The following is a 12202-nucleotide window of genomic DNA, read 5'->3' as shown; positions in this document are numbered from 1 at the left end:
AATCGCATGCTTTCATTTGCTTGTATGCAGGGAAAACCCTGCGATTTTAGCAGGAAGAGTTACATGAAAATAAGATACATAAATATTCCTCCAATATTGTTTATTTTAAATCTAATTTTCTAACCTCAGTTATCATTTGGCAAACTATAGCAATGCCAATAATTAAAATACCTGATAGTAAAAACCAATGATTTACACCGATTTTATCAGCAAAGAATCCAGAAAGAATTAACCCAATTGGCATAGCAAGTGACATGATACTTCCGATCAAAGAAAATACACGTCCTAAATATTCAGGCTTAATTTTCTCCTGAAAAAGAGCTGTTTGCACACCGCTATAAAATGGCACCGAAAGCCCCATTATTGCACAGCAAACTACGAATATTACAAATCCATTTGGAGGAAGTATTCCCGAAACGGCTAAACTGGTCCCCATTATAAAAAATGAACTTGTTATTAGTAATACATGCTTTTCGAAGCCCCCTAATCTTCCTAATAATAAGCCTCCTGCTAGCATCCCAAATGCAAAGGAAATTTCCGTAATAGAAATATGCACAGGCGTTCCATTAAAGTGTTCCATGCTTATTAAAGGAAATAGTGCATTGATTGGCATATAAACAAAAGTATATAGTGTTCCTAAGAGTAATAAGGCAAACAATCCTTTGTTTTGTCTCAGAACCACAACTCCTTCTTTCATCTCCCTTATGAAATTTGGTTCTAAACTTTGCACTTGATTACCCAGCTTAGGTATACGTACAATTGCTACCGTAATAGATGCAATCACAGCACCCAATACGTCGATGGCAATAATAGCATTTAAATCCCAAACGGAGTATAAGAGTGCTGCAACTGCCGGACTAACAATATAGCTTATAGACTGCAAAGACTGACTATAGCCTGCGCATTTCGTTAGCTGTTCTTCTGGTACTAAAAGTGGTGTAACCGCATTGAGTGCTGGGGTATGAAAAGCTGTTCCAATGCTACGGATAAACAATACTATCATAATCATCCAGACAGGTAGCTCCATACAGAATGCAACAATAGCAAGCACTGCACCAGCTGCTGCGATAATTAAATCGGCACCAATCATTATCTTCTTCCTATCATGACGATCCACTAGCACACCAATGGCAGGTCCCAAAATCGCATAGGGTAAAAAACCTACTAATGAAGCCATAGACAAGACCATCGCAGATCCTGTTTTTTCTGTAAGGTAAAAAATAATCGCCATTTGCAGGATGGCACTAGTGATTAATGATACTGCTTGCCCTGCCCATATTGCATAAAATTTTCGTTTCCAATTGTTGTATTTTTCCATTTATATTATCTCCTGCATATTATTTTGCTTGAATTTCTATTTTGAATAGCATTCTAGGCAATAAAAAATGCAGGCCAAACCCCACAATGTGGCTTTTGGTCTGCATACATACAATTTGGAAACATTCATATTAAAGACATAGTTAAATAAAGGTATAGTTAAATAACCAATATCCTCACCGTAACTAATGAATGCTCAATATCGTATAAATAAGCACAACAAAAAAGCCTATCATCGGGTATAGATTCTGCTTTTTTTATTGCCAGCTTATCTTAAACGCATTGAGGCTGTCATAGTTTCGGTTCCTCCTACATCTTTGTTTATATCAATTTATAGTATAACACAACAAGATGATATGTTCAATATAAAAGTTATGGAATGAGACTCATACTTCCAATTCGATGCCAGATTTAAAGGATATGACGAAGTTTTCTTCATAGACTGTAACGCTCTGGATTATCTTCCTTAGTAGCAAGCGATTAGCTTTCACAAAATCTTCTGTTTGTAGTTTTAAAAATTCATCAGGATTTTCTAACTCAACCTCAAAATATTTCATTTTACATTCCCTCATTTCATTTATTGATAAATTGAGTTTGCAAAAAAGAGTGGACAATTTTTGTCTACTCTTAACCTTTAAAATAGTTTTTTTTAATCGATTTGAAGTTGCCTAAATTATTACTTATTCGGTAAAATGAAGTATTGCTTTCAACAGATTTCCTTCAACTACACTTCACTTGATTCAAACAAGGTGGGTACATTTCTATTCCCACAAACTCCTTGTCAATGGAAACAAACACGTACCCACAGGGTAAATGGAAATAGAAACTGATAATTTCTAGCTATCACTTCTACTCATTCCAAAAATTTTCTCACTCTGATACTTACCCACCATAAAGCAAAAAGCCTTGCAATCAAGGCTTTCATTATCCCTTTCGTTCAAAGGTTTCTAAGCTTTTACGAGCAGAGCGACACACTCAGCGGTTCGCTATCTCCGTTCTGTCTGCGTGCTAGCACTTGTCAATCACGGACAGCTATCGCATGGGCGGAAGTAAATGCTAATCTTCGTCGTTTTACTCCTTGACTAGCAAACTTACCGCCTCAACATGTGGTGCTAGTATACTCCTATATTAAAGAACGAAAGTAACTGAGTTGTTGTTTAAAATTAAAATGTAGAATGAAACTATTTTATAGTTACCATTTTTCAACTTTATAGCTGATAATTGTCACTTAAAAAATTTACTTGCTAACTTGTAAACTTGTTGAGTCTCTTTACTTTTAACGTCCCAACTACCAAATTCTTCTTTAATCAACTCTTTTATTATTCAGCTTTTTTCTCAATCAAATACCAACTAGGAATGATTTGCTTCATATCATCATACCATTCTAAAATTTCCTTAGCTTGATTTTGCATTACTGCTATTTCTTCAACTCCGTAAGGTACAGCCCAGGGAAGTGCTCCTACTAAGTTACTTAGAATATAGATAGCGAGAAGCTTCCAAAATAAATCCGGAACCTTATAATCAAAATATCCATCTATCATACCAGACGCAAAAGAGGGAGAGACTTGAGCAGACCATACAATACGATTGAATTCCTCCCAAGGATCTCCAAGATCAAATCGATCAAAGTCAATGACATAAATTTCTCCATCTTCACCAATCATGAAATTCCCGATATGATAATCTCCATGTTGGAAAACCTGAGGTCTATCTTTTAACAATTCTCGATTTGCATTTAAAAACTCAATAAAGGTCTGACCATTTTCATATTGAACGGGACATTCTTTGTATTTGGAGATTTTGTCATCAATTTTTCGATTATAAAAGACCTCCCAATCTTCACGAACTTCTGTAATAGGGAGTGAATGAATTTTTTGAAGGATTCTTCCTGCTTCTACTCCGTAAAAGTATTGTTGTTCTTTTGAAACAGTTAAAATGGTTTCTCTTGCATCTTTCCCGTCTATCCATTCGTGTAAAGAATGCACTTCGTCATCACAGAGTTCTATGCTAATCGGTTTACACATAGGAACTCTAAGAAAAGCTACTTTCTCCATCATATCAAATTCATATTTTTTAGAATCTAACTTCTCCTTATCAGAAACACGCAAGAAATATTTTTGCTGATTTTGATCTGTCACACAATATTTTTTATCATCTGACCAGCCTTTATTTATGGCTATCTTACTAATAAAATTCATCAAGCACTCTCCGATTCACCTTCCAACACTTCTTGCAGTTTTCACTAGTAACCCATCCAGTTCGTCTACACTTTAGTTTCCTATATGTAAAAATATCTTAATAATGCGCTATCTAGTTGCTTTCCCTAATAATAAAATTAAAATGTGTCTCACCGTATCTGAAAGTTGATAAACTAAATCGTTCTAAAATTCAGTTGATGATTTAATAATCATATCAATTGTTTTCATACTTTCTACTTTCCTAATCAACTTTCAAATATATAGCGTTTTCATTTTTTTCTTATCCTATTATATCATTATTCAAAATAAAAAACTGCAACTTACTAGTCGCAGTTAAACACAGATTTACTTCTGTTACAAGGTTCCTACGCTTTTACCAATAAACTCACACATTCAACGTGTGGAGTTAGTCAACATCTATATTATATAACGAAAGTGATAGAGTTGTTGTTTAAAATTAAACTTTAGAATGAAAATATTTAAAAAAAGTAGATCACTTTTAGAAGTGTCCTACTTGTATTATTTTTATTTAAAAAGGGATAAATCCTTAACAAAAGGGGTGTACTCCCGCGCCTTCGGGAAGGAAAAAAAGAAATGGCGCAAAATCAAGGTTTTATTTTTGAAATTTACCAGAAAATACCCTTAATGAAAGTAACGTAGTTCTTGTTGATGGTCATAGTGTGTTCTATTGATGCACGTTCAACGGTTACTAGATTTAGGTTAAAATCGTTAAAGCCCATATCATAGTTTAAAAAAGCGATTATACAAAAACTTGTATATCGCTCTGTTTGTTCACTTACTTTGACAAAGTGGAGGTATCTATCCTCAAGGTCCTCAATGCATTCCATACTGCCAGTAGCGTTACACCAACATCTGCAAAGATTGCCTCCCACATATTAGAAATTCCCAATCCACTTAGAACCAAGAAAATTAGTTTAACTACAATAGCCAAGGTCATGTTTTGCCGAGCTATTCTGACTGTCTTTTTAGCCAGTCGAATGACTTGAGGAAGTTTTCCAAGGTCATCATCCATCAGTACAACATCTGCTGATTCAATGGCTGCGTCCGAACCTAGCCCTCCCATAGCAATACCAACATCTGCCCTAGCAAGAACCGGTGCATCATTCACTCCATCTCCAACAAAGGCAACAGCCTGCTGAGACTGAGTCAGAATTTCCTCAAATGTACTCACCTTATCCTGAGGCAAGCAATCTCCAAATGCATCATTGAAGGCAAATTGCTGTGCAAATTCATCAACCACTGCCTGACGATCACCTGAAAGGAGAACCGTTTTTTTAATTCCGACCGCCTGTAAATCCTTCAAGGCCTCGATGCTCGTCTCCTTCACTTGGTCTGTGATAAGGAAATAGCCTAAAAAGTGACTGTCCTCTGCCAAATAGAGAACTGTTCCTGTGCTGTCAATAGCTGGATAAGCAATCCCTTGAACTTCCATTAATCTAGCATTCCCAAGATAGAGCTGTCTGCCATCTATCCTACCGGACATGCCCTGCCCTGGTAGCTCGGTAATCTGACTCACCCTATTCTCGTCCACTTCCTGTCCATAGGCTGTTCGAATCGAGTTTGCGATTGGATGATTGGAATAGCTTTCCAAATGGGCAGCGAGGTACAGAATATTATCCTCGATACCTTCTGCGTTGACAACGGTATCTACCGCAAAGATACCTTTTGTAATTGTCCCCGTCTTATCAAATACGACCGTATCCAACTTGGCAAGAGCCTCTAAATAATTTCCACCTTTCACTAAGACACCTAATTTAGATGCTCCCCCTAGCCCGCCAAAGAAACTCATTGGTACCGAAACCGCAAGAGCACAAGGGCAAGAAATGACTAAAAAGGTAAGTGCCCGATAAAGCCAAGTCGACCACTCCCCTAAACCAAGCAAGGGAGGCAGGCTTGCAAGCAGAAAAGCGATTCCGACAACCACTGGTGTATACACACGCGAAAAACGTGTGATCATCCGTTCCGTCTCCGCTTTTTTATTGCTTGCATTTTCAACTAATTCCAAAATTTTGTTGACCGTTGATTGCGAAAAAGTCTTTCTCACTTCAATTACCAATGGACTAGTCAAATTGATCACACCACTTGTAATGTCCTCACCAACGCCAATTTCCCTAGGCAGTGATTCTCCTGTCAAGGCTGACGTATCCAGAATAGAACGACCTTTTCTGACCAGACCATCTAGGGGCACCTTCTCCCCAGGCTTAACTAAAATATGGTCCGCAACCCTTACTGTTTCAGGGTCTACTTGAACGGCTTCTCCCCCCTCTAGTCTCCAAGCCTTAACCGACCGAATATCCATCAATTGTGCAATGGACTGACGAGATTGAGAGGTGGCCTTGTCTTGGAAATACTCCCCAATCTGATAAAAAAGCATGACGGCTACTGCCTCTGGAAATTCTCCCAAGAGAAAGGCTCCTAAGGTCGCGATACTCATCAAAAAGTTTTCATCAAAAATATTGCCACGTTGAATATTTTGAACCATCTTGATAAGAACCTTATGACCGATAATGATATATAGGGTCAGATAATAGACCAGACGAATCCAGAAATACTCCTCTGGCAGGAAAAAGCCGAAGGCAAATAGAATCGTAACAGCAAGTAGCAGCTCTTTCGCCCAATCTCGTTTTTCTGGAAGTGCCTCTTCCTTTTTCTCACTGATCACTTCGATTCCAGGTTCAATAGCATCTACTAAGTCAATAATTTCCTTATCTATCCCATCTTCGCTTTTTGTTTCCAAAGTCAGCTTTTGAGCTATCAGATTGACAGTGGCAGATTCTACCTGCTCCAATTGATTGACAGCACGTTCAATCTTAGCAGCACAATTGCCACAGTCAATTCCCCGAAGTACATACTCTTTCTTCATGTTTTTCCTCCTTCAAATGCTTCAGTGTCAAAGACAAGACTGATGCGACATGATTATCCGCAAGTTCATAATAGGTCATCCTTCCTTTTTTCTCCCCCTTGACCAATTGGCAGTCCCGCAGATAGCGTAGTTGGTGAGAAATAGCAGATTTGGTCATCTGTAACGCAATCGCTAAGTCTCCGACACAAATTGTTTTTTGCCGTACTGCTTGTAAAATCCGCAAACGAGTTGGATCAGAAATCGCCTTAAAAAAATTGGACATATTTAGCAATGTAACGGTATCAAACTCCGTCTCATGGACCCCTTGAATTAAATCTGGATTACAAGCTGTTAAACACTGTGACATATTTTGTATTCCTCCTATCCTAAAGTTGTATCAAGTAACATCATAATTAGAAATCCGTCCATAAACTCACCTGTTGCAATATCGGTATTCTTGTGTTCTTGAGCACCTGGCACAAGTTTTTCCACTACAACATAAATCATGGCTCCTGCCGCAAATGAGAGAGCATAAGATAGTAGCTGGGGCATAGACATAACAGCATAGGCCCCTAAAACAACTGCAATCGGCTCAACAATCGCTGACATGGCGCCATAGTAGAAAGCTGATTTCCTACTTCGCCCTTCTGCCCGTAGCGGCAAGGACAAGGCAGAGCCTTCTGGAATATTTTGGATACCAATTCACAAGGCTAATCCAAGGGCACTCATCCACGTAAAGGAAAGTCCAGTTGTGGCATTTGCCACACCAACTGCTAAGCCCTCTGGTATATTATGAATCACTACCGCCAGATAAAGCAGCATGGTCTTTGATAAGGGTCTTTGGGGATTCAAAATCCCTTCCTTATCACTCATCTGTTGATTCAAATGCAGGTGGGGAACCAAATAATCAATAAAGCGGATAATTAAGCCCCCGACAATAAAAACCAACAGCCGTCGGCAACCAGTAAAATCTGTTTGCAGCCATTGACTGGCTATAGCCAAATGAAAGGACAAGCAAAGACCAGACTGCAGCTGCCGTCATAATACCCGCTGCCAAGCCCATCATCATATCCATGAATTTTTGATGAATGGTTTTGACAAAAAAGACCAAACTAGCACCGATAAGGGTACAAAACCAGTTGAATAAGCCAGCTAATAAAGCTTGCATTACTGGTGATAGAGAAGAAAAATTACATCTCATACCTCAATAATCGATGATTCAGTTGAACAACCACTCAACTATTATCATTATAGTTGAACACTCGCTCAATTGTCAAGGAAGAAAGTAAAAAAGCTATGAGAAATCCCCATAGCTAGGTGGGTATGTTTATTCCCATTACCTCCTAGTCTATGGAAACAAACACATACCTATAGGGTATTCTACTCACTCTGATACCTATCCTACCATATAAGAAAAATAGATCCACAAACCATCATAGTGATATCTGAAAATAAAAAAGGGGGGCCAAAACTATTCCCACAGACACCTCACATGCAGGAACATTTTGAACCTCCACTGAGTATGTGGAAATAAATTTCAGACATTACTGCTATCAATAATACTATCTCAACTCAGACTGTTAGATTTATACTTCACTCAAAATTCAAAAAAGGCTTAATATCAAGCCTTTTGTAAACCCTGAAACGGTAGACTATATCTTTTTCTCCAGTAGTCCCAAAACCTCGATATGTGCTTACATCTTGCTTTTCCTTCTACAAATTGACTAAAGTTAAATTTGGAGTATTAGAGGAACTGAAATATCCTATTTCTAACCTATAGTTATGCCTATTCGGTTCGAGTTTCAACTAAGTATATTCCCCATTCAGCTAATTCTACAGGCAAATCATAAACAGTTTTTCCATTACTTTCATAGATTTCAGAGATTCCTGGTGAAGTCTTAGAAAAAGTTCCCCAAGCTGTCACTAGTTCTTCTACAAATTGAATATTATGAGGTTCAAAAAAGTCATTAAATTTCGATAGTTCTTTACTATAAATTGTCACAACATTATAGCTATCAAGCATGATCTCATCATGACTTTTATGCCCACCAAATCCAAACTTACTTAGTCCATCATTAACAAGTAAATCACCGTATCTAATCAACAGTGCTAGGCATTCCTCTCTTGAACAACCATCAATATAATAAACATCCTTATGAGATTCCTTGATAATATTCTTTTCTATCACTTTTTCTCTATCAATACTGACAGGCAATTCCAAAATAAAAAACAAGGGCTCATCATGAATCGCAATAAAGTGTTGAAAAACCTCTAATATTTTTTCTGCGTGTACATTCGCCATCAAATGATGTTCAGTTAACTTTGTAAATGATTCAAACAGGTTTTCTACCAAGCTAACTTGGTGACCTTTTACTAAATTCAACATTATGCGTCCTCCAGAGAATTTAAACAATATCCACATTTATAATCTCATTATACCATTAACCCACTAAAAAGACTGTAACTTCCCAGTAACAGTCTCTTATAAATCTACCTCAGTTCCTTCAAGGAAAGTTACTACAATTTGTCCAGCTTCTGAAATAGATTGATAGCATGTCAGACTATAGTATCCAGAAGCCCAACTTGAACTATTACTCTGATTCTTACCCTCTATTCGATTAGAGAAGCTACCTTCACGCTTTTCATTCTCCCTTTCGTTCAAAGGTTTCTAATCTTTTACAAGCAGTGATACCGCCTCAACATGGGTTTTAGAGGACTAAATGGAGTCTGAATTGCCTGATAGAGATGTAGTATTGATTAAGCAATCAACAAATAATGTACAAAACAAAAATAAAGTACACTGCTTAATGAGTGTACTTTATCCTTCTAATTCAGTTTTATCAATGGTTTAGCTCTAGTTAAGTCGATTAGTTAAATGAATTTAGACTATTGCTTTTTATAACGACTATAAATTGTATGCTCAATGCTATAATTTATCTTCCGAATCTACTTCTTCATAATTTATCGGAATTAAAGCAACTTCACTGCTTAGAGTAGATTGTTTTTCATTTTCACTTATTTGAATTGCATTTTTGAGTGAAAAAATAACTTCTCTTACAAGATTTAATAAATCTAATGTACACTCTTGCAATTCAAATTCAGTTAGATACAATCTACTTTCGTTATTATCTACACTTCCATCAAAAAAATTCAATGTGATATTAGTAAACCTATGCTCTAAATAATTTCTAATAGTTTTTAATCGCTTTGAGTGTGGATTTGCTGTCAAAGAATTATTACCATTATCAAAATCTTTCGATATCCAAAATATAGATGATAGACCAATATTCTTATCCAACAACTTACCTAAATTGCTATCTGTTCTCCAAATTGAATGAAAATTTACTTGTCGAGTCTTAATTTTTAAAGAATAATATTCATTTATAAACATTCCTACTTTATCTAATAATGAATATAGTGTTTTAAAAGCTGCTTTTAATCCTTCTACTCGGATAGAATATTGTACGTATTCTAGACAATCAATAAGATCAACATTCTCATCAGCATAATGAACCGAATCAATTTCAATGCTATTAAAACAGAGATAACGCGCATAAACATATTCTTGCTTAATTTGATTAAACATAGAAATATATTTGTTTAAATCTTTATCCGATTGAAATAATAAACTTGGTAGTAAAAGATTATCATCATATCTATTTATATCGTCAGCTTGTAAGTCATTAAGTGGATTAAGATACAGCCCGTTATTCCAACACCATTCGCGATACTTTTGTGAATTAGGATTATAATCGATGGTTTTACAAGAGCATTCATCTAAGTCTTTATAATTAAGATATTGTTCGTAAAGTTCAATAAATCGCTTTTCTGCATAATCAACTCTGTTTGGATCTGAAACAGTTATGCTTGTTTCTATTAAATTTTTAATTTTTTTAATAAAGTGGAGGTGTTCGTTATCATTCAAAAAATTACGATAATGATCTAGACAAATAGCCAAGTTACCACTAGCCATTGTGAATCTTGGATTGATTTGTATACATTTACAATACATCTTAATAGCTAACTGCTTTCTACCACAAGCATCTAATAAATTTGCGTAATTAGTGTAAAGTGAACATAATAATGGGAAAACAAACCTACTGTTCTCAGAATTTATATCAACGTTATTTGAAATTTCTATAGCTTTTCTTAAGTAATAAATTTGTTGAACTGTAAAATCGGTATCTATGTTGAAAACTAAGTTATCACTTAGTTCAAATATATCAGCGTATGCTGTCCCAATAGAATAAAATAATTGAATTTTGGAAATATCATCAATAGTGTTTTCCATATTTTTTCCAAATTCTATTAGTCTATAGATTTCCTCTATATTTTTATGTTTAAAAGCATTATCGAAATCCATTGACAATTTAAGTACACTATGATTAATTGGATTATTTGTTACCATCTTCACCCCAAACTAAATATTTCGATTTTAAATTTGATTTTCCTTTATTTTCCTGTTCTTCAACTAACATATCAGATAAAAACTCTTTTATCATGTCCCAATTAAAATTCTCTTTAAATCCTCTACTACCATCAGAAGGAACATTTAATGAAAATGTTGCAAATACGGTTTCACAAGTTCTTCTTGGAAATTTTGCTAAGTAAGAATCAAAAAATGAATTTGAATACCTATAATGATGGCTATGAATAAAGTCTTTCCATGTATTTAGCATAGTCGCTTCGTCTACAATATCTATTACAGAAACTTCTTCAAGTGGTCGGTCTTCAATATTTCCCCATGCTTTTTTCATTAAATTAACAGCATCTAGATCACTTTTAGGAGCACTGTATCCAAAAATAGTTAACATATATGAATGATCGACAAAGTAATCTAATGCTTTCCAACACCAATTTATGTATCCATCGGAAGAATAGTCTTTGTTTTTTACGGGATACAATAATTTTGTTGGATTTAATTTTTTATAACATGTTGGGCAATAGTAATCTACTGTTCCAAACTCAATATGTTTTTCACAAAACCCAACAGCTACATTACCATGTAAACAAAGAATTTTTGGCAAGTTCAGAGTAATTTTTGAGCAACGAATATAAGCCTGTATAAGTAAAGGGTCCCAATTAAACGTAGCTATACAATCTTTATTAGTTAAACTTAATATTAAAAAATCATAAATTGTTGGTTCATCAGGTAACTCCAACGAAGCAAAATAATCATAGAGTCTTTCTTCTAGCTTTCTAACTATTTCAGAGCACTCTTCTCTCTCAAATAATTCTGAATAGATATCTTCCAAATTTTCGCTCTTTGTCTGTAATTCAACACCAGCAAGAATTTCTTCTAAATTAAGTTTTTTTAGCAATCCATTCATAACTGAAGAGCTTTTCCCATTTTTATCACCATCTGGAATTGCTGCAATAGTAGCACCAGCGCCTAGAATAACTGTATGCGATCTCATCTCATTTCTCCTGAAAGTCTTTTGACACTATTATACCACTGTATCTACTTTATCTATGCTTCAAATACTATTAATATAGCCATAAATATTTTAAATAAAATGTACAATTGAACCGTCACTCCTTCTACTGTTACTTGAGTAAAAAATGTACAAATCAATTTCTTAGATTTGAGGATGTTATGTACTAGAAAACATACAAAATACCACCCCAGAATAATGTACAAAATAAAAATAAAGTACACTTTTTAAAGAATGTACTTTATGCTTCTAATTCAGTTATATCAATGGTTTAGCTCTTGTTAAGTCAATTGTAAATAAACTTTTAGTTTTTATAGTCCAACCTTATTACAAAAACAGATAATAAAAACAAGACAGAATGTAGTTTCTCAATTCTGTCTTGTTTTACC

General features: G+C 35.3%; 8 protein-coding genes and 1 pseudogene. All 9 read right to left on the bottom strand.

Translation table 11 applies throughout. From position 1 onward, the window contains the following. Nucleotides 1-100 precede the first annotated feature (100 nt). Complete coding sequence (gene mef(A) / locus PCY06_RS04865) at nucleotides 101-1318, bottom strand: macrolide efflux MFS transporter Mef(A) (protein WP_000417519.1); 1218 nt, start codon at nucleotides 1316-1318, stop codon at nucleotides 101-103. A gap of 385 nt (nucleotides 1319-1703) precedes the next feature. Continuing rightward, nucleotides 1704-1874, bottom strand: coding sequence for a hypothetical protein (locus PCY06_RS04860; protein ID WP_000873143.1), 171 nt, complete (start codon nucleotides 1872-1874; stop codon nucleotides 1704-1706). A gap of 762 nt (nucleotides 1875-2636) precedes the next feature. Beyond that, nucleotides 2637-3515, bottom strand: a complete 879-nt coding sequence (locus tag PCY06_RS04855) for an aminoglycoside phosphotransferase family protein (protein ID WP_082307644.1) — start codon at nucleotides 3513-3515, stop codon at nucleotides 2637-2639. Between the two features lie 796 nt (nucleotides 3516-4311). Continuing rightward, nucleotides 4312-6399 carry a heavy metal translocating P-type ATPase gene (locus PCY06_RS04850; protein WP_000712649.1) on the bottom strand — a complete coding sequence of 696 codons (2088 nt, stop codon included), beginning with the start codon at nucleotides 6397-6399 and terminating at the stop codon, nucleotides 4312-4314. Further along, the gene (locus PCY06_RS04845) at nucleotides 6368-6745 is read right to left on the bottom strand and encodes a metalloregulator ArsR/SmtB family transcription factor (protein ID WP_082307645.1); all 378 of its coding nucleotides are present in this window, start codon (nucleotides 6743-6745) and stop codon (nucleotides 6368-6370) included. The genes PCY06_RS04850 and PCY06_RS04845 overlap by 32 nt, the downstream gene beginning before the upstream one ends. Before the next feature lie 14 nt (nucleotides 6746-6759). Continuing rightward, nucleotides 6760-7579, bottom strand: a pseudogene (locus tag PCY06_RS04840) (ZIP family metal transporter). A 585-nt stretch (nucleotides 7580-8164) separates the two neighbouring features. After that, nucleotides 8165-8764: a hypothetical protein gene (locus tag PCY06_RS04835; RefSeq protein ID WP_000933555.1), complete on the bottom strand. Its 600-nt coding sequence runs from the start codon at nucleotides 8762-8764 to the stop codon at nucleotides 8165-8167. 540 nt (nucleotides 8765-9304) lie between these two features. Next, the gene (locus PCY06_RS04830) at nucleotides 9305-10786 is read right to left on the bottom strand and encodes an LA2681 family HEPN domain-containing protein (RefSeq protein ID WP_105165143.1); all 1482 of its coding nucleotides are present in this window, start codon (nucleotides 10784-10786) and stop codon (nucleotides 9305-9307) included. After that, nucleotides 10773-11795 (bottom strand): hypothetical protein, encoded by a 1023-nt coding sequence (locus PCY06_RS04825; protein WP_082307647.1) that lies wholly within the window; start codon nucleotides 11793-11795, stop codon nucleotides 10773-10775. The genes PCY06_RS04830 and PCY06_RS04825 overlap by 14 nt, the downstream gene beginning before the upstream one ends. Nucleotides 11796-12202 lie beyond the last annotated feature (407 nt).

The sequence above is a fragment of the Streptococcus sp. SG1 genome, from assembly GCF_030439935.1.
Classification (GTDB): Bacteria; Bacillota; Bacilli; order Lactobacillales; family Streptococcaceae; genus Streptococcus; species Streptococcus gordonii.
The sequence above is the reverse complement of the archived record's forward strand: the minus strand, read 5'-3'. Positions and strand labels throughout refer to the sequence as shown.